Below are 24,325 nucleotides of genomic sequence, written 5' to 3'. Positions count from 1 at the left end.
ATATGATATTCGCAATTGGAGATCTTCACTTCGACTACACACAAGAAAAACCCATGAATATTTTTGGAGACAACTGGGAAAATCATGAAGAGAAAATAATTGAAAACTGGAAAGAAGTCGTAAGAGAAGATGACTTAGTTCTTTTGCCAGGAGATATTTCTTGGGCTCTTAAACTAGATACAGCTGCTTATGATCTAAAGAGAATAGATGAGCTCCCAGGAATAAAAATAATTTCAAAGGGAAACCACGACTATTGGTGGTCTTCATTAAATAAGATGAATAATCTTGGATACAAGACCATAAATTTCATTCACAACAACTCTTTTGAATACAAGGGTTATTCAATATGTGGCACAAGGGGATGGGCAGCTAGAGATTCCTTTGAGTTTTCTGAAAATGATGAAAAAATTTATTTGAGAGAAGTTCAAAGATTAAAGAATTCTCTGGATTCATGTGTAAATAAAAAAATTATTGCCATGATTCACTATCCACCCTTTAATCAAGACTTGGGAGTCAATGAATTTTCACAAACCTTAAGTGAGTATAAGGTGGAAAAATGTGTCTATGGGCATCTTCATGGAAAGGGACATAAATTTTCATATGAAGGAGACCTAGAGGGTGTTGATTACCACTTTGTAGCCAGTGACTTTTTAGATTTTAAATTAAAGATAATTGAGGTGGACTAATGGAAAGAGAGATTGAAGTAAAGCTTCTTGATATAAATGTAGAAGAATTTGAAGATAAAATAAAAAAAATTGGTGGCAAATTTGTAAAAGAAGAAAATCAAACCAATATTACTATTAATTCAACAGCCCACAAGATTTATAAAAAGAAGGGCTATTTAAGAATTAGAATTTCTGAATCATCTGATGGGGAGAAAAAATATTTTACCTTTAAAGAAAATGTTTCTGACTTCAAAGTTAGAGATAATATAGAGCACACTACAGAAATCACCAGTGTAGATGATCTTATTAATATTCTGAAGTGCCTTGGATATGATATCTATCACACAGGCTACAAAAACAGAAAAAAATATTCCTATAAAAAATTTGTAATTGACATAGATACTTGGGATAAGGAGACTTACCCAAATCCCTATGTTGAGATAGAAGCACCTAGTATGGAAGATATTTATCACTTAGTAGATAAATTAGAAATACCTAGAGACCATGTTTCTACAATGTCTATTGATGAACTTAGAAAATCTTTAAAAAAGTAGTATGACATATATAATATATGTGTTATAATATTTTTAGAAAATAAGGAGGAGTTATGTCTAAGTATAATTATATTAAATGGTTTGATGAAATCGGTAAAGAAGATGTAGGAATTGTCGGAGGAAAGGGAGCTAACCTTGGTGAGTTAACTAATTTTGGTCTACCAGTGCCTCCAGGATTTTGTGTAACAGCAGAAGCTTACACTAAATTTATTAAATACGCAGAACTTGATGAAGTTGTTAAATTTTTAATGGAAGCTGTAGACGTTGAAAATGTTGATGACCTTACAAATGTTTCAAAGGAAATTCAAACTAAGATTAAAGAAAAAGACTTTGATCCTGAACTTGAAGAAGAAATCCTAAGAGCTTACAGAGAATTTTCTGAAAACATTGGTGTTAAAGACCCAGAAGTTGCAGTTAGATCATCTGCTACTGCAGAAGACCTTCCAGATGCATCCTTTGCTGGACAACAAGATACTTACTTACACATTAGTGGCGAAGAAGAACTTCTAAACCACATCAGAGATTGCTTTGCATCACTTTGGACATCTAGAGCAATTTATTACAGAGAAAAACAAAACTATGATCACTTTGACGTAGCTCTTTCTGTTGTAATTCAAAAAATGGTTAACTCAGAAAAGTCTGGTGTTATGTTCACAGCAAACCCAATTAACAACTCTATAGATGAAATGATGATTAACGCATCTTATGGACTTGGAGAAGCTGTTGTTTCAGGTATAGTTACTCCTGACGAATACATTATTGATAAAAAAACGAAAAAAGTTATTGAAAAAAATATTTCTGAAAAAGAATACATGGTAATTAAAAACGAAAATGGTGTTGGAACTAGAACAGTTAATGTAAAAGATGTTTTAGGAGAAGATGCTATAAAGGCAGAAGCTTTATCACCAGAAGAACTTGATACTCTTATTGAAAGAGGACTTAAGGTAGAAAAGCTTTATGGTTCAGTACAAGATACGGAATGGGGTTTTGATACAGATACAAAAGAATTTTACTTCCTACAATCAAGACCTATAACTACTCTTGAAGAAAAGAAGGAAGAAAAATTAGTTACACTATGTAAAGGTCTACCAGCATCACCAGGCATTGGAAGAGGCAAGGTAAAACTTATTAAGGATATTTCTGAAATCAACCTTGTTGAAGAAGGTGATGTCCTTGTAACTGCAATGACAAACCCTGACATGGTACCTGCTATGAGAAAGTGTGCTGGTGTTGTTACTGATGAAGGTGGAAGAACATGTCACGCAGCAATTGTATCAAGAGAATTACAAATTCCTTGTATAGTTGGTGCTAAAAATGCAACAAAATCTCTTAAGACAGGGGACACCGTTACAGTTGATGCTGTAAGAGGTATTGTTTACGAAGGCGAAGTCCTAAAAGAAAAAGAAGAAAAGAAAACTGAAATCCAATCTTCAGGACCAAGCCTTGGAAATATTGACGAACTTAGAAACATCTTTGCCCCAACAACTGCTACTAAGATTTATATGAATCTTGGTGAACCAGGACTAATCGATAAATATAAAAACCTACCAATGGATGGTATTGGTCTAATGAGGACAGAATTTATCTTCACTAACATGATTGGTGCTCACCCAATGTATCTTGTAAAGACTGGTCAAGGAGACCTAATGGTTGATAAACTTGCTGAAGGTATCTCTAAGGTTGCTCAAGCAATTTATCCTAAGAATCTCGTTGTAAGAACTAGTGACTTTAGAACAAATGAATTTAGAGGCCTAAAGGGTGGAGACGAAGTAGAACCAATTGAAGCAAACCCAATGATAGGTTGGAGAGGTGTTTCAAGATATATTTCTCCAGAATACGAAAAGGGATTTAGACTAGAGTGTCAAGCAATCAAAAAGGTTAGAGAAGAGTACGGACTTACTAACGTAATTGTTATGCTACCATTTGTTAGAACTCCACAAGAGCTTAAGGTTGTAAAGGGAATCATGGCTGAAGAAGGTCTAGTTCAATCAAAGAACTTTAAAATTTGGATCATGGCAGAAGTTCCTGCAGTAGTTCTTCAAGCTGAAGAATTTGCAGAATTAGTTGATGGATTCTCAATTGGATCTAACGACCTAACACAACTAGTAATGGGAGCAGATAGAGACTCTGGAATCCTTAACAACATGGGATACTTTGATGAAAGAAATGACGCAGTTAAAATTGCACTTAAGACAATAATCGATGCAGCAAACAAGAAGGGAATCACTTGCTCAATCTGTGGACAAGGACCAAGTCAATATCCAGAACTTGCAGAATTCCTTGTTGAGTGTGGTATAACTTCTATGTCAGTTAACCCTGATACAGTTGATTACACTAGAAGACTTGTTGCAAGTGTTGAACAAAAAATAATTCTTAAAAAACTTAGACAAATGTAAAAACATTAAATCTAATAAAATAAGAACCTCATGAATTTAATCATGAGGTTCTTTTAATGTTAACTCTTATATTAAATTAGTTTTTTATAATCTAAAAAGTTTGCCTTAAGACCTTTTGTAAGAGGCAAGTTTAGAAGTTCAATGTTACATATATCATCAATAAAGAAAAGATCTTTATCGATGAATACTTCAACATTATTTACTTCATAAATATTATACTTCTTATCTTTTCTTTTAGATTGTCCTAAATATACATCAGAAGATGGGAGACCACTGCCGCAACAAGATTTACTAGTAATCTTATCTACGGTAATTACAGTAGCCCCTTTATCTCTAAGATATTCTAAGAGATCATCGGATAAATGAATTTTCATATTATTCACTTTTCTTAATTAGAGTAACAAAAAATTCACTAGACTTAACTGCCTCAATAGAAATGTAATTTTCACCATCAAATTTTAAAACTTTGCCTGGTTCAAAATCTCTATCTTCTTCGTCATTTAATAGTACTTTTATTTCACCCTTCACAATAGTTACAAGTACAGTAAAGCCAGGGTGGTTGTGTTTCTCAATAGTTTCTCCAGAGGCTAAAACTTTTTTTACTAGAGTAAATTCTTTTTCGTTAAAAACTTTACCAGGCATACTTCCTACATAACCAATCATTTTATACATCCTTTCTTAAAAATTATTTTTCAAACTTATCTAAATTTTTAAAAGAATCTAAATTTAAATTGGACTTATCAAGATCCTTATCTCTTGAAGTGTTTTTCGCATCATCAAGATTTTTCTTTATAATCTGATCATCTTCCATTGTAGATTCTTTTTCTGTCTTAATTTCTTTGCCATTTTCAATTGAATCAATTAAATCTTCTGATGATTTTAAATCCTCAATCTTATATCCAGGCATCTTATCCAAGAAAGTTGAAAGATTAATAGTTTCACTTTCATACAGTCTTCTAATAATTTCATCGATATTTTGTGAATTTTTACGAACTAATTCTGATCTAATTTCATTTAGAATATTAATTTTTTCAATGCTATAGCTTTCAGAAAATTTTTCTAAATCTTCAAAAATAATATCTGTAATAGTTGGGTTAATTTTTGAAGAATTTAGAGAAAAAGTTAAAGGGCCTCGTTCAATAGACTTATTAATAGACATTAGAGACTTAGACAAGATGTCAAACCTTTGATAAAGCATTTTTCTTGAAGAAGCTCTTTTTTCTATAGCTTCATTAACCTCAAAGTCTTCAGTAGCTATTAAGACATAATCATATCCCATAAACATAAAGTCTTTATCCACTTCGTGTTCCTTTAATTTAATTTTGCCATCAGACTTTTCTGCTATATTTACAATATTTTTTGTAAAAGAATCTCCTATCATATATATTTCTGCTTCTGAATCAATAACAGACTTCAAAGCAGAATATGCAAGATAACCTCCTCCCAAAATTAGAATTTTTTTGTCGAGAGTATCTAAGCTCACTGGCAAGTATCGCATCTTATCACTCCTTTAAAATTTTTTTGCGTTAGTGTATGTATCACTTAGCTTAATTATACCAAATAAAGGACAAGTTTATTCAAATTATTGACGTAATTAAGACTTTCACTAGCTAATTTAATAGATTTTTAATAAATTATAAACTTCATGAAAGTAGATTTATGTTATAATGATTAAAAGATGTAGAAAGAAAATGGAGGTTTTATTATGAAATCCAATAATTTAAAGAGAGCTGCTGCTCTTGGACTTGCAGCTTTAATGCTAGCACCAAGTGCAACTTTTGCAAAAGAGTTCAAAGATGTAAAAAAGAAAAATAATAAATATTCTTGGGCTTACGATGCAATTGATAAATTAAGTGACAACAATATTATTAGTGGACACCCTGATGGAGAGTTTAAACCAGGTGAACCTGTTTCTCTAGAAGAGCTTCTACAACTTATTAAACAAATTTTAAGACCAAGCGATCAAGAGATAAAAACTGCTAAAGAAAAATATTCTAAAATTGCTAAAGAGAAGGGTGTAAACTCTTGGGCAGAAGATGCAATATGTTTAGCACTTCACAGAGGTTACCTAGATGAAAACTCTTTAAAGAAGGCAAGTGAAAGAGGCTTCTTTAAAATAAGTGGTAGGGAATACCCAAGCAGAGGCGACATAGCAATTTTCTTTGCAAGAGCATTACAACTTAGTCCTAATGGAAACACAAACCTATTAAAACACAATGATAAAGACAAAATGAGTGATACGCTTAAGGGATACTTATCTTCTCTTGTTGATGCAAAAATATTTACTTCAACTGGTTCCGATGGAAACTTTGAAGGAGAAAGGTCAATCACTCGTGCCGAAACTGCAATAATTACAAAGGCTTCTTTTGATTATGCAGAAAAAAATAAAATTGAAGCAAAAACTGAAAAATTAAAGGGTACAGTTATCCTTTCATCAAAGCTTAATAATGTTAATGTGGTTATAATTGAAACTAAAGGGTCAAAATATTCTTTTGACATTGATAGCAACACAAAGTATAAGTTAAAAGATAAGGACATCAAGCTTGAAGATATTAAGGCTGGCCAAGAAGTTGAAATTGAATATGTTAAGGCTAAGTCTGGTGAAAGAGAAGGTACTGCAAAGACTATAACAGTTACAAATGCAATGCTTGACATGGTTGGATATGTAAACTCTAAGGGCAATAATCAAATCACTCTTAGATACAGGGACAACTCAGATTCTATAAACTTTAGAACTACTTCAAAAATATCAACATCAGATACAAAAACTTTTGATTTAGATAAAAATGTAAAAATCAAAGCCTATGGCAAAGATTTAAAATTAGAAGACATTGCAGTAGATGACTTAGTTGAATTTAAGACAAATTCTGATAATAAAATAACAGAAATGACAGTATTCCCAAAAGAAGCTTATGTAAAGGGACAAATTATTTCTATAGAAAATACTAATAAGGATAAGGCATCAATTAAATTAAAATTAAGCGATGGCAAGACTTACGAGTTTTATATTACTAATGAAACAAAAGCATTAAATGATGTTTCTCTAAATGACAATGTTACTTTCTATGTTAACTACAAAGTCCTTATTGGAAGATCTAATGATGAAAACAATGGTATAGCTATGGGTAAGGTTAGAAGAGCAGCATTATATGAGACAACTTTTGATTATCAAAGAAGAAATTCGGATCCTTATATAGAACTAGAGCTTGCAAATGGAGGCTCCAAAACTTATTCTTTAGTAAAAGATCCTATTATTAGAGATGGCGGTATTAGAGTACATTCTGTTACTGAAGATTTTCTAGTTGGAAAGAACGTTAATTTAAAACTTAATGGTTATGGGAAAGTTGAAGAAATTAATATTGTAAACAAAGATTTACAATTTAATACAATGTTCCAAGTTTTAAGAGCAAATAAAACATCTGATCAATTTAACACTTATGCTGTAACTTTAAAAGTTATTCAATCAGACAATAATAGAATTAAACCAGGTGAAACTATAAACATGACCTTAGAAGGTAATGTATTGTTAAATGATGTTTTTCTAGCTAACGGATACCTTGACGAAAGATCAAAAATACTACAACTTAATATAGAAGAAGTAGTGGGTAACACTGGTTACTACGAGTTAGATCAAGTTAATGGTATTAGAGAAAGAAGAAGTTTCTATACATTTAAACAATTAGAAAGAGATTCTTCTAGAAACACTTACACTTCAAGTAGAAACACTAACATTAGAGCATACTAACAATTTTTAAATTAGAAGAAGTCCTTAGGGGCTTCTTTTTTTATATGAATTAAGAAGTTACTATTTTTTAATTTTTTGAAATTGTGCTATAATTTATGGCGGAGTGATTAGATGAAAAAGAAAATTATAGCAATAAGTTTAATTTTTTCAATTCTCTTAGCACCAGGAAGTATTTTTGCTAAATCTTTTACAGATGTAAAGAATAGTGGAAAGACAGAGTGGGCTTATAAGTATGTGGAAGAATTATCAAACAAAAACATTTTAAATGGTTATGAAGATGGAACTTTTAGACCAAACAATCCTGTTAGCTTTTTGGAAACAATGCAAATTATAAAAACTCTTTCAAATCCTAGTGATGATGAAATGAAATTAGCTAGAGAAGCTTACATGGAAATGGCAAATGCTAATGGAGTTATAGACTGGGCAAAAGATGCAATTTGCTTTAACTTATACCACGGCACAATCACTGAAAAGACATTAATAAATGCTCGTGAAAGAGGATTCGTAGATAATAAGCTTTATCCAAATAGAAATTCAATAGCAGTTTATTTTGCAAGAGCTTTGAATATTGAAAAAAGTCAAGATAGAAGTAACTTAAAGTATAAGGATATGAAAAAAATTCATCCCCTAACTATGGAGTATCTTCCAAATCTTGTTAATTCAAATATTTTTACTAGCACAGGTTCAGAAGGTAATTTTAACGGAAATCTTGCAATAAGAAGAAGTGAAATTGCAGTATTAACATCTAAGTCCCTTGAGTATTTTAATAAAAACTTAGATAAGGTAAGGAAACAAAAAGAAGTGAATGTCGAAGACTTATTAGTTAAGCCTGAAGATAATAAAGCTAGTGAAAATAATTCGGTAAGCAAGGATAATAATAAAAATGAGAAAGAATCTATCTTAGTTAATAAAGATTTAAACAATAAAACTATTGATGATAGAGATTTAGAAGCTGCTGAAGCTAACATACCAATTAACTTTAAGGGTCAAGTCATAGAAATAATAGAAAGTAAAAATGTTAATTTTATAAGGATTAAAGTAACTGAATCTGATTCTGATAGATTTGGTCCAGGACAAGTTATAACTGTAAATACTTTCAGAAAACATAATATTAATGACATCGTTGAAGGTTATGGTATCCTTGGCGAAAATAGTCTAACAAACATAAAATTAAAATAAGATTAAAGGGGCTGTTCATTTGACGGCCCTTTCAAATTGGAGGAAATGTGGAATTTTTAAGTAGAACTGAGAGAATGATTCCTAAAGAAGATGTCGAAAAAATAAATGATAAGTCTGTTATTGTATTTGGACTTGGTGGAGTAGGCGGATCTTGTGTTGAGGCCTTAGTAAGAGCAGGGATAGGAGAGATAGGCCTTGTTGATGGTGACGAATATGAGATAACAAATATAAATAGACAGGCCTTTGCCACAACCAAAACTTTGGGAATGAGAAAAGTTGATGCTTGTGAAGAAAGACTTCTTGAGATTAATCCAAAATTAAAAATAAAAAAATATGATTTATTTGTAAGTGAAGAAAATATTAGAGATATTGATTTTGAATCTTATGATTATGTCGTAGATGCAATTGACACGATTACATCTAAGCTTTTGATTATTAGGGAAGCATATGATAGAAATATAAAAATAATTTCTGCAATGGGTGCAGGTAATAGATTGGATCCTACAAAGTTTCAAGTTATGGAAATTGAAAAAACACAAAATGATCCCCTTGCAAGAATTATGAGGAAAAAATTGAAGGAGATGGGAATAAAAAAATTAAAGGTGGTTTGCTCCAGTGAGCTTCCAATAAAAACTGGCGATAGAACACCGGGGTCAATCTCTTTTGTTCCACCAGTTTGTGGTATGGTACTAGCTTCTCAAGTCATAAGGGATATCTTAAAAAGTTGAAAATAAGGGAAAAAAAACATATAATATTTAGCAGTAAGGAGAAGTCATGGATATAAATACATTAAACGATAAACAAAAGGAAGCCCTTTTGGCAACTAAAGGCCCCTTGCTTATTTTAGCAGGAGCTGGAAGTGGAAAAACCAAGGTGGTAACTTCTAAAATTGCATATTTAATCGAGGAGTTACAAGTTCCATCTTGGAAAATTTTGGCAATTACCTTTACTAATAAGGCTGCTAATGAAATGAGAGATAGAGTTTCAAAATTAATCGACGAAGACATCTCCTCAATGTGGATAGGAACCTTTCACTCAATTTGCGTTAGAATACTTAGGAAAAATATAGATAAAATTGGTTATAGTTCAAGTTTTACTATTTATGATAGAGACGATCAAATTACTGTTGTAAAAGAAGCTATAGGAGAGTTAGGACTAGACAGGGATATTTATAAACCTAGATCCCTTGTTAATGATATTTCAAACATAAAAAGTGAAGGATTAAGTCCAAAAGAATATATAGATTTAAATAAGACTAACTTTTTTAAAGAAAATCTTGGTAAAATTTATGAAATTTATGAAAAAAAGTTAGTTAGCAATAACGCTTTGGATTTTGATGACCTCCTAATAAAAACAGTTGATATTTTAAGAGACTATGAAGATGTCAGAGATTTTTATAGGAGTAAGTTTGAATATATATTCGTTGATGAATACCAAGATACTAATAAAATTCAATATGAATTTATTAAACTGGTTGCAGGAAATGAACCAAATCTAACAGTGGTTGGAGATAACGACCAATCTATTTATAAGTGGCGTGGCGCTGATATAAATAATATCTTAAACTTCCACAAGGATTTTCCTGGTGCAAAAATTGTAAAGCTAGAACAGAATTATAGGTCTACTCAAAAAATTCTTGAAGTAGCTAACAAGGTTATAGAAAATAACAGAACTAGGATTGAAAAAAATCTTTGGACTTCAAGAAATGAAGGTAAACCAGTTGTTTATAGAGAGTTTCCTCACTCGAATGAGGAAGAATATGGAGTTATAAATAAAATAATAGGTCTTCACTATAAGGGTGAAGAGTTTAAAGATATGGCTATCTTATATAGGACCAATGCTCAGTCAAGAGGTTTTGAAGAGGCCCTAGTTAGAGAGAGCATACCATACAAGATTGTAGGTGGACTAAAGTTCTATGATAGGATGGAAGTAAAGGATATCTTAGCTTACCTGAGAGCTATAAATAATACTGATGATAATGTAAGTTTATCTAGGATAATAAACAGACCAAAGCGAGGGATAGGAGATACATCTCTAGCTGATTTATTAGACTATGCTGATAAAAATGGAATTTCTCTTTATGATCTTGTGACAAATATTGATAAATTTGAAGATTTGAACATCAGGGCAAGGAAAAATGTTAGGGATTTCGGAAGCATCTTAAAGATTTTAAAAGATAGGGCTGAAAAACTTTCAATTGGGAAGCTTTTTGAAGAAGTATTATACGAAAGTGGTTATGTAGAAGACTTAAAAAATCAAAATACAATTGAAGCCAAGACTAGACTTGAAAATATTGAAGAACTTCACTCTAATATAATGGAATACGATAGGGAAGGAGTAGAACTTGCCGAATATTTAAATACTCTACCACTTTTATCCGACGTTGATAAGACTTCCGAAGAAAGTGGAGTCAATCTTATGACAATGCACGCTGCAAAAGGGTTGGAATTCTCCACTGTATTTTTAGTTGGATTTGAAGAAGGACTTTTCCCATCTAATAGATCTATTGAAAGCGAAGATGAAGTTGAAGAAGAGAGAAGACTTTGTTATGTAGGAGTCACAAGAGCCTGCAACAATCTTTTTATTTCATCCTCAAGGACTAGGTCCATGTATGGGAAATTAACTCCGGCAAAAAGAAGTAGATTTATTCATGAGATGGGCGAAACAATAGAAATTATTGAAGATAAGAGTAGAGAACTTTTAGAAATTCGCGACTATAATGAAGGAAACAAATCTTCAGTTAATAGAAAAACTAAATTCTTTGGAATAGAAAAAAGGACTGAAGCTAGTAAGGGACTTAACCAAACAACTGATAAGAACATAAGCGTTGGTGATAAAGTTAAGCACAAAATATTTGGCAAAGGCATGGTAGTTCAAAAGAAAGAAAAAAACGGAGATTATGAAGTTGTTATTTCCTTTGATAAGAAGGGATTAAAGAGACTTATGCTATCTGTTGCTCCTATTAAATTAATTGATTAGTTGGTGACTTATGAAGGATAAAATAAAAGAAATGGAAAATTTAATCAAGGAAATTGATAAATTAAATTACCATTATTATACTCTTGACGATCCACTTCTTTCTGATGCTGAGTATGACGAGCTTTACGACAAGTTAGTCAATTTAGAGAAAGAAAGTGGAACAGTTCTACCTTATTCACCTACAACTCGGGTAGGTGGCGCTGTCCTTAGCAAATTTGAAAAACACACTCATCTTGCTAGGCTTTACTCAATGGATAAGGCTCAGGGAGATGAAGCTCTTCTTGGATGGTTTAATAGAATAGAAAAATTTGTAAGTGACTATAATCAAAACAATGTAAATAAATTGCCAGAACCAGAATTTATTGTTGAGCTTAAGTTTGATGGACTTACAATTAACCTAACATATGAAAATCAAAATCTTGTTATGGCATCCACTAGGGGTAATGGGATAATTGGCGAAGAAATCCTAGAACAAGTAAAGACAATTTACTCTGTTCCCTTAAGAATTTCTTATCCTGGAAAAATCGAAGTTCAAGGAGAAGGCTTGATGCCTCTATCTGAACTAGAGAAATACAACCAAGAAAATGATGAAAAATTAAAAAATGCTAGGAATGCAGCAGCAGGCGCCTTAAGAAACTTGGATCCCAAGGTTACTAAAAAAAGAAACTTAACAGCTTTCTTTTATAATGTTGGATATATCGAAGAAGATATATTTAAATCAGATGATGATATTAAAAATTTCTTAAGAGAAAATAATTTTAAAGTTTCAAAATATAACTTTAAAGTCAAAAAATTCTCAGATATAGCACAAAAAATAAAAGAAATTGGAGAAAACAGAAATAAGTTAGATGTTTTAATTGATGGCGTAACTATAAAGGTAAATGACATAGAAACTAGAAAAGCTCTTGGATATACAAATAAGTTTCCTCGTTGGGCAGTTGCTTATAAATTTGAAGCAGAAGAAATTTCAACTACTCTTCTTGATGTAGTTTGGAATGTTGGGAGGACAGCTAAGGTTACTCCTTCAGCAATTCTTGAGCCAGTTGATATTGGTGGCGTAACAGTACAAAGAGCTACCTTAAATAATTATGATGACATACTTAGGAAAAAGGTTAAGATAGGTTCGAGAGTTTTAATAAGAAGGTCTAACGATGTTATACCAGAAATATTAGGAACTCTTCCAAGTGATAACGAAACACGTGAAATAGAAAAGCCAAAAACTTGCCCTTATTGCGGGTCTCATCTTTATCAAGATGGTGTCCACATATTCTGCCCTAACACCTTATCTTGTGTTCCACAATTAGTTTCAAGGCTCACACATTTTGCATCAAGAGATGCAATGGACATAGAAGGTTTTAGCGAGAAAACTATAGAAAAGTTAATGGCTACTATTGGCTTGAAAGAAATCCCTGATATTTACAAGCTAAAATATGAAGATATAATTAAAATAGAAGGTTTTAAAGAAAAGAGGACTAATAATCTTCTAAAAGCAATTGAAAACTCTAAAAAACCACATTTATCAAATTTTATCTATGCCCTAGGAATACCTAACGTTGGTATAAAAACTGCTAGAGACTTAGCTGATCATTTTAAATCATTTGATAAATTAAAAAATTCTAAGGAAGAAGAATTAGTTTCTATAGGAGACATTGGAAACATTACAGCAAAAGAAATTGTAGAATTCTTCCACGATGATAGAATCATTAGGGCAGTGGATGAGTTATTTGACTTAGGTTTAAATCCAATATATGAAGATGATAATAAGGGACCTAAGCCACTTGATAAAAAAACTTTTGTATTAACAGGGACATTAGAAATTCCTAGAAAAAAATTGGAAGAAAAACTGATATCTTTAGGTGCTAAAGTGACAGGATCAGTAAGTAAAAATACCGATTATGTTGTTGTAGGAGAGAATCCAGGATCCAAGTATGAGAAAGCAAGGTCCTTAGATATAAAAATTTTGAGTTTGAAAGAACTTGAAGATTTAGTAGGAGGTTTAAATGAATAAAGAAGATATAAGGCATATTGCAAATATTGCTCAAATAGATTTCACTGATGAAGAGCTAGATAAATTTGCGCCAAGCTTTGATGAAAATATTGAGCTTGTGAATAAAATAAAAGAAATTGACACTGATGGTGTTGAAATGGTATTCCAAGTTAATGGAACAGAAAATAATATTCGTGAAGACAAAACTGGAGAGTCTCTTTCTCAAGAAGAGGCACTAGCAAATGCTGCTACTAAAAAATACGGTTATTTTAAACTTATAAAGTTTGTAGAATAGGAGGGACTCATGACTTTTAGCAAATTAAAGGCCTGGGAGATAGCTCAAGGATATAGAAACAGAGATTTCTCTTGTGAAGAAGTTACAAGAGAATTTCTAGACAATATTAAAGAAAAAGATAAAGAAATTAATGCATATATAACAGTTACAGAAGAATTGGCTTTAAAAAAAGCTAAGGAAGTTGATGAAAAATTCCATAACAGAGAAGATATGTCTCCTCTTGCAGGGATTCCTATTTCTATTAAAGACAATATTTCTGTAAAAAATGTAAAGATGACTTGTGGATCTAGGATGCTCGAAAATTATATTTCACCCTATGATGCCACACTAGTTAAAAAAATAAAGGAAAATGATGGAGTCATATTAGGCAAGGTAAATTTAGATGAATTTGCCATGGGAGCATCAACTAGAACTTCATACTTTGGAGTAACAAAAAATCCACTTGATACTACAAGAGTTTCTGGTGGATCATCAGGTGGATCAGCTGCATCTGTTAGTGCTAATATGGCAGCTATATCTATTGGATCTGATACTGGCGGATCTGTTAGACAACCTTCAAGCTTTTGTAAAACTGTTGGTATGAAACCAACTTATGGTTCCATTTCTAGGTTTGGTATGGCTTCAATGGCAAACACCTTTGATCAACCTGGCGTTATTGCAAATGATGTTAGAGACCTTACAATAATGTTTAATGTAATAGAAGGTAGGGATGAAAGAGATGCAACTTCTGTAGGAAATCCAGGATTAAATTTTGATTTCGATTTCTCAGATGATGCAATTAAAAATCTTGAAGGTAAAAAGTTTGCTATTCCTAAGACTTATTTAGAAATGGATTTAAATGAGAGAGTTAGAAGCGAACTTGAAAAGGCAATTGAAATTTTAAGAGACAGTGGTGCCCAAGTTGATGAATACGACATTGAATCCCTAAACCACACTATAGAAACTTATAACATTCTAGTTAATGGAGAAATTGCATCGAACTTGGCTCGTTTTGATTCCATAAGATATGGTCACAGAACAAATAAAAAATTTGAAACGATAGAAGAAATGTACCGTGCTTCAAGAAGTGAAGGCTTTGGAGACGAAGTCAAGAGAAGGATTATGATAGGTACTAATATCTTATCTATGGATAATGCTGAAGAATTTTATTATAAGGCTCTAAAGGTTAGAGGTTTAATTAAAAGAGATATGGATAGGATGTTTAAGGATTACGATTTTATGATTTGTCCAACATTCCCAGTTCTTCCTTTTAAAATTGATGATAATATAAGCCCAGTTGAAGCATATCAAGCAGACTTATTTACAATTCCTGCTAATATGGTGGGCTCTCCTTCAATTTCACTACCAATGCCAGCAGGTCAAGATGGACTATCAATTGGTATTGAATTTACAGGTAAGAGATTTAAGGACAAGGACCTACTTCAAGCGTCCCTAGCATTTGAAAGGAGCTTAAACAAATGAGATATAAAACAATTGTAGGATTGGAAATTCACGTAGAACTTTCCACAGAAACAAAAGCCTTTTGTTCATGTAAAAACTCCTTTGGTGATGAACCTAACACAAATGTATGTCCAGTGTGCTTGGCACTTCCTGGTGGGATGCCAGTTCTAAATAGAAATGCTGTTAATTATACTATAATGGCAGGAACTGCTTTTAACTGTAAGATTAATAACAAATCCAAATTTGATAGAAAAAATTATTTTTATCCAGACTTAACAAAGGGTTTCCAAATTACCCAAAATGACAAGCCAATCTGCACTGATGGCTATCTTGAAATAGACACAGAAGATGGAAAGAAAAAGATTGGACTTTTCCAAATTCAAATGGAAGAGGATACAGCAAAAAGTCTTCACACAGAAGATAACGAAACGCTAATGGATTACAACAGATGTGGTGTTCCTCTAATAGAAATTGTTACTAAACCAGATATTTCTAGTGGTAAAGAAGCTCGTGACTTTCTAGAAAAATTAAAGTCAACTCTTAGATTCTTGGATATATCAGACTGTAAGATGGAAGAAGGATCCCTTAGATGTGACGTTAACGTAAACGTCAAGGACATGGAAACAGGAGAAAAAACTGCTATTACAGAAGTTAAAAATCTTAACTCTTTTAGGGGTGTTGAAAAGGCAATTGATTTTGAAGTAGAAAGACACATAAAACTTCTTGAAGATCATGAAGATGAAATCAAGACTACTAGAAGATGGGATGACGCAAAAAACGAAACCATCTTAATGAGAGTTAAGTACACTGCAAATGACTACAGGTTTGCACCAGAAGGTGATCTTCCAATAGTTCATATTACAGATGAAGAAATAAAAGAAGTAGTAGATAAAATGCCAGAGCTTCCAGAGCAAATGATTGAAAGATTTGTAAAGGAATATGACATTACACTTGAAGATGCACAAGTATTAACTTCTTCCAGAGAACTTGCAAAATTCTTTGAAGAACTTGCAAAAGATTTTAAAGACTATACTTTATTATCAAACTGGATTCAAACAGAAATTTTAAGAAGAGTTGAAATTTCCGATGATGAGGAATTTAAACTACCTTTTGAAAACAAAGAATTTATTGAACTTTTAAATGCAATTAAGAGTGAAAAGATTAGCAACAATGCTGGTAAAAAAGTTTTAAGAGAAATGTTTGAAACTGGTGATGGAGCAAAGGAAATAATTGAAAGACTTGGTCTTGTACAAATGACAGACCTATCTGCAATAGAAAAAATTGTAGATGAAGTTTTAGATGAAAATGAACAATCAATTATTGACTTCAAAGAAGGAAAAGATAGAGCTCTTGGATTCTTGGTTGGACAAGTAATGAAAAAATCAAGAGGAAAAGCAAATCCAAAAGTTGCAAATGAAATGCTTGTAAAAAAATTAAATGAAAGATAAGAAAAATTAAAAAAATATAATTTAAACCCTAGGTTTTGTAACCTAGGGTTTTTGTGTTATATAAAACTATATTAAAACTATTCGTGTGTTAAATTGTTATTAATTCTATTGTTTTTATAATTCTTAATTAATTCTCTTATTATTCTTACAATACCTTGAGACAAAACAATTCCTAGGGCTAGAGCAGAAGTTGTCAATGTTGTTTTTATAACATGCTCTCTCATGACAACATAATCAGATTCTATAAAGTAATACATGATGTAGTACATTCCCGCCCCTGGTACTAGGGGTACAAGACAGGGAAGAGTGAAGACTGTTGCAGGTTTTTTAAAACAAACTGCAAAAGACTCTGAACAAACTCCTATTAACAAAGAAGACAACAAATAAGAAATCATATAGTTATCACTAAAAGCGAAGAGGAGTTCGTATACAACCCATATAAATCCTGATAAAGCTGACGTAATTAGCCTAACTTTTTTAGGGAGCTTAAAATAAATAGTGAAGCCGTAAGTTGCAAGAGTTGCTAAGAGAAATTGTCCAATGCTTTTATTTAAAATCATAATATAAACCTCATTATCTTAAGACCAACACCAACTCCAAAGGCAATGGCTAGGGCTATAAAAAATGCTTTTATCATTGTAATAGCTCCAGTTATAAACTCTCCACTCATAATATCTCTAACGGAGTTTGTTATAGCTACACCTGGTACTAAAAGCATTATTACACCAATTATAATCATATCTATATTTGAACCAAGGCCAAAGTGAACGCAAATAATTGCAAGAATTGATGTGGTGAAGGCACAAATAATATTATTTATAAAAAATGAAAGTTTTAAATAAGATAATTTCTCTAAAACCAGAGATATTAGAATTCCAATAAAGAAACTAGCGGCAAAGTCTTTAACATCTCCTCCAAATAAAACTGAGAAAAAGGATGCTGCTATCCCACCACCAATATAAATTTTCTTAGGATTTTCTTCTGTTCCATCAATTGCAAAAAGTCTGTCATAAGCCTCTTTAATTGAAAGATCATGAGAAACAAACTCTCTTGAAAAAGAATTAACCCTGTCAATTTTATATAAATTTGTATCAGAAATTGTAATTTTTCTAAAGTTGCTAAGAGTTTCTCCCTCAAACTCCATTGAAATAAAAATTGCAGAGGGAAGAGCATAAGCTGATACATTAGAAATATTTGAAACAGATTTACAAATTCTTTCTATTGTATCTTCTGCCCTATAAGATTCTGCTCCATTTTGAATTAAAAGAGCTCCTGTATAGAGAGATAAATTCATTAAGTCCTTAGCTTCTTTTATATTATTTAAGACTTTAGCCATTTTATCACCAAAAACATTATACTATGGAGTTTTTTTATTCTCAACGAAATTAGGAAATTGAATAAAATAATCTACTTTGATATAATAACTAAGATAGGGGTGATTATATGGAAATGCCCATAATTTCAATAATTGGCAGACCAAATGTAGGCAAGTCTACACTATTTAATAAAATAGTTGGCAGGAAGGTATCAATAACTGAAGATACCCCAGGTGTTACTAGAGATAGAATTTATCAGCCTGCAACTTGGCTTAATTATAAATTTTTACTAGTTGATACTGGTGGACTAGATCTTAAAGATGAAGATATTTTCATGTCCAGCATTAAGGCGCAAATAGATATAGCCTTAGAAACATCAGATGTTGTAATATTTGTTGTAGACGGTGCTGAAGGTGTTAATCCAACAGATAGAGAAATTTCTAATTTTTTAAGAAAGACAAAAACTAAGGTTGTACTCGCAGTAAATAAGTACGATTCTAAGATAACAAAAGATAATATATATGACTTTTATGAATTAGGTCTAGGTGAACCTATTGGTATAAGTGCAGAGCAGGGTACAGGAGTTGGAGATCTTTTAGATGAGGCTGTAGATGGTCTTACTCCAGTTGATGAACTCGAAGAAGATGACAACATAAGAGTAACCTTAATAGGCAAGCCAAATGTAGGAAAATCTTCTTTGTTAAACTACTTAACAGGAGAAAACAGGTCTATTGTAACGAACATTCCAGGTACAACACGTGACTCTATTGACTCTCTTATAAAGTACAAGGGTAATGAATATATTTTTGTAGATACGGCAGGATTAAGAAAGAAAAAGAAAATCGTTCCTGGTGTTGAGCGTTACTCAGTAATAAGGACTTTAACAGCTATTGAAAGATCAAATGTATGTGTTCTTATGATTGATGCACTAGAAGGGGTAACTGAACAGGATTCTAAAATAGTTGGCTATGCTCATGACAACAATAAGGCAATAATAATTGCTGTAAATAAGTGGGATGCTCTGGAAAAAGAAACAAATACAATGAGAAACTTTGAAAAGAAAATTAGAGAAGAGCTTCCATTTGTAACTTATGCTCCAATTGTTTTTATATCTGCTAAGACAGGACAAAGAGTAAATGAATTTTTGGATATGATAGAGCTAGTTAACAACAACTACAACCATAGAATTCAAACTGGTGTCCTAAATGATATATTAAACAAGGCTGTTTTAATGAATCAACCACCTTCAGACAAGGGTAAGAGGGGAAAATTATATTATGGTTCACAAGTTAGTGTTAGACCACCTAAATTCTTGTTATCAGTAAATGATAAAGAACTATTCCACTTCTCGTACCTAAGGTATATTGAAAATCAAATAAGAGATACTTATTCTTTTGACGGAACACCAATAATTTTAGAGTTAAAAAACAGAGTAAGCCCAAGAGCAGATAAGGGACCAAAAAGATGAATTATGTCTTAACTTTGTTAATATCTTATTTTGTAGGAACAATTTCGGGTTCTTACATAATTGGAAATATTTTTTTAAATAAGGATATAAGAAAATACGGCTCTGGAAATGCAGGAACTACTAATGCAATGAGAGTTCTTGGAAAGAAAGCAGGTGTCCTTACCTTTGCTATAGATTTTTTAAAAGGAGCCTTGGTGACTATCATAATAAGAAAATTATTTGGTAATGAATTTGTTCCCTTAGGAATATTTGGAGCAGTTCTTGGTCACGATTTTCCTTTTTATATGAATTTTAAAGGAGGTAAGGGAGTAGCCACAACTTTGGGGGCCTTAGCCTTATTCAATTTTCCTTTGACTTTAATATGCTATATTGTATGGGTTTTGGGAACTGTACTAACAAAAATGGTTTCAGTAGGTTCGATATTATTTTTTATATCGATTATTATCGTCTATTCCTTTATGTCTAAATTTTCAATTTATAATATACTAATCATTGATATTGTTGCTATTATTGGGATAATAAGACATAAAGACAATATTAAGAGAATTATCTCGGGAAATGAGAATAAAATAGGAGGGAAAAAATGAAGATTACTCTTTGTGGTGGAGGAAGTTGGGGAACTGCAATAGCAAGACTTTTGTCCAATAAGGGTCATGAATTAAACTTCTATATTAGAAATAAAGAGGTAATAGAAGACGTTAGGAAAAATAAAGAAAATACAAAGTACCTTCCTGGAGCTAAGTTTGAAAAAGAAATTAATCTAACAAACAATCTGGATAGTGTACTTGAAGATATTGATGTATTTATAATTGCTGTTCCAACTTCAAGCATAAGAGAAGTTTTAACTAGCATTAAGGGCAAGATATCAAAAGAGGTTATTATAGTTAATCTTTCCAAAGGTATAGAAGTAGAAAGTTTAGATAGAATATCAGAAATTTCATCTGAAATATTAAAAGATAATCCTTTTGTCGCACTTTCTGGGCCTTCTCATGCTGAAGAAGTGGGAAAGGATATACCCACAACTCTTGTTGCATCTTCTGAAAATCTAAAAGTTGCGCAAACTATACAACACGAGTTTTCCACTCCAATTTTTAGGATTTATACAAATCCAGACCTTGTAGGTGTTGAAATGGGTGGAGCTTTGAAAAATATTATTGCCTTAGCAGCAGGAATGAATGATGGTCTAGCTTATGGAGATAATTCAAAGGCAGCACTTATGACTCGTGGTATTTATGAAATGAGTAAACTAGGGATTTCATTGGGTGCAAATCCACATACTTTTAATGGCTTATCTGGAATTGGTGATTTAATTGTTACCTGTACCAGCATGCACTCTAGAAATAGAAGAGCCGGTATCCTAATTGGAGAAGGCAAGTCTATGGAAGAAGCTTGTAATGAGGTTGGACAAGTTGTCGAAGGTGTAAAAACTGTTAAATCTGCATATAAGCTTGCTAAATTAAAGAATATAGAAATGCCAATAACAAATGCCCTTTATAAAGTCCTTTATGAAGGATATGATCCAAATAAGGCAGTGTATGAGCTTATGACTAGAGAAAATAAGGACGAAATAGAGCAAATCTTTTTTGAATAATATCTTATTATAAGACTTTATGATATAATATTTTGGTAAATAGGTGGTTTTTTGAGCAATTTTAAAAATAAAAATAAATATATAAAAAGAAGAGTTTTTGCTCTTTTGCTTATTTTATTTTTGCTAATGGTTTTTGGAAAGTTATTAAGGGGAAATCGGGTAAATGATTATAAAACAATTTTTCCAACTTTAACCACTTTTGAAAAAGACATTGACACAACAATATATAATCTTTTCGAAGAGAAAGCTTACTATGCAAATGGAGATGGGGTTGTAGTTTTCCATGCTAGCGAGGGTCAAAAAGTTCCCTCTGGATATGAGGTTGCAAGTCTAAACCTAATGGGCGATGTATCTTCTTTAAAGGATGATTTAGCTAAGGTAAATGCAGCTATTAAGATAAAAAAAGGGATTGAACCTCTAGAAAAAGAAAACTCAAAAACCTTTACAAAAAATTTGCAAGAACAAATAAAAAATAAAAATTTTGCTGGTGTATATTATGATATCAACTCTTCAGATAATGGAATTAGTGAAAATATAAACACAGCCGAATTAAAAGAGTATTTAGAATTGTCTGATGCTGCTTTAAATTATAAAAAGGAAGAATTGGAAAAAGAGATTTCAAAATATAATTTTTCTTATAAATCAGAATTTAGTGGCATTGTATCATATAAAATTGATGGAAACGAAGAATACTTTAATATCAGCGACCTTGACAAGTTTACATACAAGTACTTAAACAGAAACTATAGCTTTAAGAATCTTGAAATGGAAACAAGGGTTAGAAACGGAGAACCACTTTTTAAAATTATCAACAATTTAAATTGGAAAGTAGCTTGTACAATTTCAAATGCATCAAATATTGCTAACTACAATATTGGCGATTCTGTAAAAATTCAAATACCTGAGATAGAAGATATATATGGTGTTGTGGAAAAAATAAATAAAGACGAAAACCATGCAGTTATTATTGTTAGTTTAGATAGATATTTTGAAAATATGTACTCAAATAGAGTTCATGATGGTAAGATAATTGTAAATAAAACTAAGGGTTTTGAAATTCCAAAGTCAACTTTGATTGAAAGAAATGATCTTACAGGAGTTTATGTTCAAGAAATTAAAGGACTTGTGAAGTTTGTGCCAGTAGATATTGTAAGCGAATCAAATGATACAGTATTTATTAACAGAGGTAACAAGCAATCTGTGTTCAGCATAGGGGAGAAATCCTACAAGACTTTGACTGTTAATGATGCAATAGTAATTAATCCTAAGACAGTTGATGAATCAAGGATATTAAACTGAGGTGATGAGTTGAATTTAAAAGATAATTTAAAAAAAATTTATGAAGATATAGAAATAGCCAAAGACAAGTCTAACTTTAATAGAGATGTTAAACTAATAGCTGTTTCTAAAACTCACCCTGTAGAAATGATTGATGAATTTAACAAACTTGGAGTCAAAGATTTTGGTGAGAATAAAGTCCAGGAACTTGTTTCTAAAATTGAAGATGAAAAAATCAAAGAAAGTTTAAAAAATAATGAATTAAATTTTCATTTAATTGGAAATTTACAGACTAATAAAGTAAAATATATTTATAATAAAGTTAAATTAATTCAATCTCTTGATAGGATTAAGCTGGCAGAAGAAATTGACAAAAGAGCAAAAAAAGATGACATTATTGTGGACTGCTTAGTTCAAATTAACATTGGAGATGAAGATAGCAAGTTTGGAATAAAGTACGATGAAACAGAAGACTTTATATATGAACTTCTTGAATATAAAAATATAAAAATCAAAGGCCTTATGGCTATTGCGCCAAACACTGAAGATGAATTCTTGCTAAGAAAATTATTTGAGAAAATGAATAATAAGTTTGAGGAAATTTCATCAAAAGCTTATGAAGGCGTAGAAATGAAATACCTTTCAATGGGAATGAGTCATGATTTTAAATTGGCTATAGAAGAAGGTTCCAACATGATTAGAGTTGGTTCTAAACTTTTTGGAAATAGAAATTATAATTAGGAGGATATTATGGCAGAAAAAACAATGGATAAACTAAAGAAAATCTTTGGTTTTGCAGACGAATATGAGTATGAAGATTTTGATGATGAGTTTGAAAATGAGGTTAGTGAAAGTGAAGCTGTAGAACCAGCTTTTACACCTAAGCCAGCTAGCCACAAGCCAGCAGCAAAAGCTAGAGTATCAGCAAGCAACATGGTAATCACAGTTCATGAACCACTATCTTATGATGAATCACCACTTATTGTTGATGATCTAAGAGATTTTAAGGCAGTAGTTCTTAACTTTGAACAACTTGATGTTGATGTTAAAAGACAAATCTTTGATTTTGTTAGTGGAGCTCTTTATGCACTTGATGGCAAGATGCAAAAGGTAAATAAGGATATTTTTATTCTTGCACCAAATAATGTTGAAATTGATGGATTAAAGGAACAACTTAAGAACAACGGAATGTTCCCTTGGTAAATTTAAATAGAATAGATTTAATTAATCACATTAACAGACCAGAAGAGAAAATTTCTATTAGAAAGGTAATCGACAAAATGGAATCTGTAATGAATAGTCACATTTCGACTTCAACAGATTTCCTAAATCCTCACGAGATTAATTTATCTATTTCCATATTGAATAGGTTTAAAGACAACATTTCTTATCAAGTTGATGGGGGATATGAAGATAGCGAATCTAGCATTATCTACATATACCCCTCTTATATGTATGAAAATGAAGATGATGATCTTGTCCTATTTAAGTTTGATACCAATAATAAAATTAAACATGGGGATATACTGGGATCCATATTAGGTCTTAGTATAGACAGAGGAAAAATAGGTGATATTTTAATTGGAGAAAAATACACTTATTTTTTTGTTAAAAGAGAAATTGCAAATTTTGTAGAAATAAATCTTACAAAGGTATCACGATATAATATATTACTTTCGAGAGAAAATGATACCAGTGGACTGCCTGAGAAAGAGTACGATTATAAAAAGATAATTGCATCTTCTTTTAGGTTGGATAATCTAATTGCAAAAGTTTTTAATCTTTCAAGGTCAAAAGTTAAGGAAATGATAAAATCTGAGCTTGTTAAGGTAAACTTCGCAAAGGAGACAAGATCTCATCTCGAATTAGAACTAGGTGACTTAGTTTCTCTTAGGCATTATGGAAGATTTAGGATTTTTAATATAGAAGGAAACACCAAAAAGGGAAATTTTGTATTAATCGTGAGATTAAACAAATGAGGAGA

23 protein-coding genes are annotated in these 24,325 nt (G+C 31.5%); 18 read left to right on the top strand and 5 right to left on the bottom strand.

The window, feature by feature from the left end:
• Positions 1-2: 2 nt before the first annotated feature.
• Genes M9426_RS00505 through ppsA form a run of 3 tightly spaced genes read left to right on the top strand, consistent with a single transcriptional unit; the run spans position 3 to position 3,615 of the window.
• Positions 3-686 carry a metallophosphoesterase gene (locus M9426_RS00505; protein WP_250342113.1) on the top strand — a complete coding sequence of 228 codons (684 nt, stop codon included), beginning with the start codon at positions 3-5 and terminating at the stop codon, positions 684-686.
• Positions 686-1,219 (top strand): class IV adenylate cyclase, encoded by a 534-nt coding sequence (locus tag M9426_RS00500; protein ID WP_250342112.1) that lies wholly within the window; start codon positions 686-688, stop codon positions 1,217-1,219. Before M9426_RS00505 ends, M9426_RS00500 begins: the two co-directional genes overlap by 1 nt.
• Before the next feature lie 53 nt (positions 1,220-1,272).
• Positions 1,273-3,615, top strand: coding sequence for a phosphoenolpyruvate synthase (gene ppsA, locus M9426_RS00495; protein ID WP_250342111.1), 2,343 nt, complete (start codon positions 1,273-1,275; stop codon positions 3,613-3,615).
• Positions 3,616-3,686: 71 nt separating this feature from the next.
• On the opposite strand, the gene M9426_RS00490 is transcribed toward ppsA, so the two are convergent.
• From M9426_RS00490 to M9426_RS00480, 3 genes are read right to left on the bottom strand one after another with little or no spacing between them, the layout of a single operon-like run.
• Positions 3,687-3,989 (bottom strand): CC/Se motif family (seleno)protein, encoded by a 303-nt coding sequence (locus M9426_RS00490; RefSeq protein WP_250342110.1) that lies wholly within the window; start codon positions 3,987-3,989, stop codon positions 3,687-3,689.
• Between the two features lies 1 nt (position 3,990).
• Positions 3,991-4,278, bottom strand: coding sequence for a Cro/Cl family transcriptional regulator (locus M9426_RS00485; RefSeq protein WP_060800276.1), 288 nt, complete (start codon positions 4,276-4,278; stop codon positions 3,991-3,993).
• A gap of 22 nt (positions 4,279-4,300) precedes the next feature.
• The gene (locus tag M9426_RS00480; RefSeq protein ID WP_250342109.1) at positions 4,301-5,113 is read right to left on the bottom strand and encodes a precorrin-2 dehydrogenase/sirohydrochlorin ferrochelatase family protein; all 813 of its coding nucleotides are present in this window, start codon (positions 5,111-5,113) and stop codon (positions 4,301-4,303) included.
• 207 nt (positions 5,114-5,320) lie between these two features.
• Here M9426_RS00480 and M9426_RS00475 point away from each other — a divergent pair, with 207 nt between their 5' ends.
• The 8 genes from M9426_RS00475 (at position 5,321) to gatB (ending at position 16,688) form a co-directional block, all read left to right on the top strand.
• On the top strand, positions 5,321-7,360 hold the full coding sequence (locus M9426_RS00475) for an S-layer homology domain-containing protein (protein WP_005956470.1): 2,040 nt from the start codon (positions 5,321-5,323) through the stop codon (positions 7,358-7,360).
• 111 nt (positions 7,361-7,471) lie between these two features.
• Entirely contained in the window at positions 7,472-8,539 is a 1,068-nt protein-coding gene (locus M9426_RS00470; RefSeq protein ID WP_250342108.1) for an S-layer homology domain-containing protein, read from the top strand.
• A gap of 47 nt (positions 8,540-8,586) precedes the next feature.
• The gene (locus tag M9426_RS00465; protein ID WP_250342107.1) at positions 8,587-9,267 is read left to right on the top strand and encodes a tRNA threonylcarbamoyladenosine dehydratase; all 681 of its coding nucleotides are present in this window, start codon (positions 8,587-8,589) and stop codon (positions 9,265-9,267) included.
• 46 nt (positions 9,268-9,313) lie between these two features.
• Positions 9,314-11,518 (top strand): ATP-dependent helicase, encoded by a 2,205-nt coding sequence (locus M9426_RS00460; protein ID WP_250342106.1) that lies wholly within the window; start codon positions 9,314-9,316, stop codon positions 11,516-11,518.
• Positions 11,519-11,528: 10 nt separating this feature from the next.
• Positions 11,529-13,526: an NAD-dependent DNA ligase LigA gene (ligA, locus tag M9426_RS00455; protein WP_250342105.1), complete on the top strand. Its 1,998-nt coding sequence runs from the start codon at positions 11,529-11,531 to the stop codon at positions 13,524-13,526.
• A complete protein-coding gene (gatC, locus tag M9426_RS00450) occupies positions 13,519-13,800 on the top strand; it encodes an Asp-tRNA(Asn)/Glu-tRNA(Gln) amidotransferase subunit GatC (protein ID WP_060800269.1) in 282 nt (93 codons plus the stop codon). The genes ligA and gatC overlap by 8 nt, the downstream gene beginning before the upstream one ends.
• 9 nt (positions 13,801-13,809) lie before the next feature.
• Positions 13,810-15,261: an Asp-tRNA(Asn)/Glu-tRNA(Gln) amidotransferase subunit GatA gene (gene gatA, locus M9426_RS00445; protein WP_250342104.1), complete on the top strand. Its 1,452-nt coding sequence runs from the start codon at positions 13,810-13,812 to the stop codon at positions 15,259-15,261.
• Positions 15,258-16,688 carry an Asp-tRNA(Asn)/Glu-tRNA(Gln) amidotransferase subunit GatB gene (gatB, locus tag M9426_RS00440; RefSeq protein ID WP_195444239.1) on the top strand — a complete coding sequence of 477 codons (1,431 nt, stop codon included), beginning with the start codon at positions 15,258-15,260 and terminating at the stop codon, positions 16,686-16,688. The genes gatA and gatB overlap by 4 nt, the downstream gene beginning before the upstream one ends.
• A 77-nt stretch (positions 16,689-16,765) precedes the next feature.
• Here gatB and M9426_RS00435 read toward each other — a convergent pair whose 3' ends face one another.
• Positions 16,766-17,248 carry a threonine/serine exporter family protein gene (locus tag M9426_RS00435; protein ID WP_250342103.1) on the bottom strand — a complete coding sequence of 161 codons (483 nt, stop codon included), beginning with the start codon at positions 17,246-17,248 and terminating at the stop codon, positions 16,766-16,768.
• A complete protein-coding gene (locus M9426_RS00430) occupies positions 17,245-18,024 on the bottom strand; it encodes a threonine/serine exporter family protein (protein ID WP_250342102.1) in 780 nt (259 codons plus the stop codon). Before M9426_RS00430 ends, M9426_RS00435 begins: the two co-directional genes overlap by 4 nt.
• Positions 18,025-18,131: 107 nt before the next feature.
• On the opposite strand from M9426_RS00430, the gene der reads away from it, so the two are divergent.
• From der to M9426_RS00395, 7 genes are read left to right on the top strand one after another with little or no spacing between them, the layout of a single operon-like run.
• Positions 18,132-19,472 carry a ribosome biogenesis GTPase Der gene (gene der / locus M9426_RS00425; protein WP_250342101.1) on the top strand — a complete coding sequence of 447 codons (1,341 nt, stop codon included), beginning with the start codon at positions 18,132-18,134 and terminating at the stop codon, positions 19,470-19,472.
• Complete coding sequence (gene plsY, locus M9426_RS00420) at positions 19,469-20,059, top strand: glycerol-3-phosphate 1-O-acyltransferase PlsY (protein WP_250342100.1); 591 nt, start codon at positions 19,469-19,471, stop codon at positions 20,057-20,059. The genes der and plsY overlap by 4 nt, the downstream gene beginning before the upstream one ends.
• Positions 20,056-21,063, top strand: a complete 1,008-nt coding sequence (locus tag M9426_RS00415) for an NAD(P)H-dependent glycerol-3-phosphate dehydrogenase (RefSeq protein ID WP_250342099.1) — start codon at positions 20,056-20,058, stop codon at positions 21,061-21,063. Before plsY ends, M9426_RS00415 begins: the two co-directional genes overlap by 4 nt.
• A 51-nt stretch (positions 21,064-21,114) precedes the next feature.
• Positions 21,115-22,362 carry a biotin/lipoyl attachment domain-containing protein gene (locus M9426_RS00410; RefSeq protein WP_250342098.1) on the top strand — a complete coding sequence of 416 codons (1,248 nt, stop codon included), beginning with the start codon at positions 21,115-21,117 and terminating at the stop codon, positions 22,360-22,362.
• Positions 22,363-22,371: 9 nt separating this feature from the next.
• Entirely contained in the window at positions 22,372-23,082 is a 711-nt protein-coding gene (locus M9426_RS00405) for a YggS family pyridoxal phosphate-dependent enzyme (RefSeq protein WP_250342097.1), read from the top strand.
• 9 nt (positions 23,083-23,091) lie between these two features.
• The gene (locus tag M9426_RS00400) at positions 23,092-23,544 is read left to right on the top strand and encodes a cell division protein SepF (protein WP_250342096.1); all 453 of its coding nucleotides are present in this window, start codon (positions 23,092-23,094) and stop codon (positions 23,542-23,544) included.
• Positions 23,538-24,320, top strand: coding sequence for a YlmH family RNA-binding protein (locus tag M9426_RS00395; protein ID WP_250342095.1), 783 nt, complete (start codon positions 23,538-23,540; stop codon positions 24,318-24,320). The genes M9426_RS00400 and M9426_RS00395 overlap by 7 nt, the downstream gene beginning before the upstream one ends.
• Positions 24,321-24,325: the final 5 nt, after the last annotated feature.

It is taken from the genome of Peptoniphilus genitalis (assembly GCF_023614525.1).
Taxonomy (GTDB): domain Bacteria; phylum Bacillota; class Clostridia; order Tissierellales; family Peptoniphilaceae; genus Peptoniphilus_A; species Peptoniphilus_A genitalis.
The sequence above is the reverse complement of the archived record's forward strand: the minus strand, read 5'-3'. Positions and strand labels throughout refer to the sequence as shown.

Excerpts from the sequence above, each read along its gene's own strand:
- M9426_RS00505 (WP_250342113.1), top strand. The coding sequence starts at position 3 with ATGATATTCGCAATTGGAGATCTTCACTTCGACTACACACAAGAAAAA.
- M9426_RS00500 (WP_250342112.1), top strand. The coding sequence starts at position 686 with ATGGAAAGAGAGATTGAAGTAAAGCTTCTTGATATAAATGTAGAAGAA.
- ppsA (WP_250342111.1), top strand. The coding sequence starts at position 1,273 with ATGTCTAAGTATAATTATATTAAATGGTTTGATGAAATCGGTAAAGAA.
- M9426_RS00490 (WP_250342110.1), bottom strand. The coding sequence starts at position 3,989 with ATGAAAATTCATTTATCCGATGATCTCTTAGAATATCTTAGAGATAAA.
- M9426_RS00485 (WP_060800276.1), bottom strand. The coding sequence starts at position 4,278 with ATGATTGGTTATGTAGGAAGTATGCCTGGTAAAGTTTTTAACGAAAAA.
- M9426_RS00480 (WP_250342109.1), bottom strand. The coding sequence starts at position 5,113 with ATGCGATACTTGCCAGTGAGCTTAGATACTCTCGACAAAAAAATTCTA.
- M9426_RS00475 (WP_005956470.1), top strand. The coding sequence starts at position 5,321 with ATGAAATCCAATAATTTAAAGAGAGCTGCTGCTCTTGGACTTGCAGCT.
- M9426_RS00470 (WP_250342108.1), top strand. The coding sequence starts at position 7,472 with ATGAAAAAGAAAATTATAGCAATAAGTTTAATTTTTTCAATTCTCTTA.
- M9426_RS00460 (WP_250342106.1), top strand. The coding sequence starts at position 9,314 with ATGGATATAAATACATTAAACGATAAACAAAAGGAAGCCCTTTTGGCA.
- ligA (WP_250342105.1), top strand. The coding sequence starts at position 11,529 with ATGAAGGATAAAATAAAAGAAATGGAAAATTTAATCAAGGAAATTGAT.
- gatC (WP_060800269.1), top strand. The coding sequence starts at position 13,519 with ATGAATAAAGAAGATATAAGGCATATTGCAAATATTGCTCAAATAGAT.
- gatA (WP_250342104.1), top strand. The coding sequence starts at position 13,810 with ATGACTTTTAGCAAATTAAAGGCCTGGGAGATAGCTCAAGGATATAGA.
- gatB (WP_195444239.1), top strand. The coding sequence starts at position 15,258 with ATGAGATATAAAACAATTGTAGGATTGGAAATTCACGTAGAACTTTCC.
- M9426_RS00435 (WP_250342103.1), bottom strand. The coding sequence starts at position 17,248 with ATGATTTTAAATAAAAGCATTGGACAATTTCTCTTAGCAACTCTTGCA.
- M9426_RS00430 (WP_250342102.1), bottom strand. The coding sequence starts at position 18,024 with ATGGCTAAAGTCTTAAATAATATAAAAGAAGCTAAGGACTTAATGAAT.
- der (WP_250342101.1), top strand. The coding sequence starts at position 18,132 with ATGGAAATGCCCATAATTTCAATAATTGGCAGACCAAATGTAGGCAAG.
- plsY (WP_250342100.1), top strand. The coding sequence starts at position 19,469 with ATGAATTATGTCTTAACTTTGTTAATATCTTATTTTGTAGGAACAATT.
- M9426_RS00415 (WP_250342099.1), top strand. The coding sequence starts at position 20,056 with ATGAAGATTACTCTTTGTGGTGGAGGAAGTTGGGGAACTGCAATAGCA.
- M9426_RS00400 (WP_250342096.1), top strand. The coding sequence starts at position 23,092 with ATGGCAGAAAAAACAATGGATAAACTAAAGAAAATCTTTGGTTTTGCA.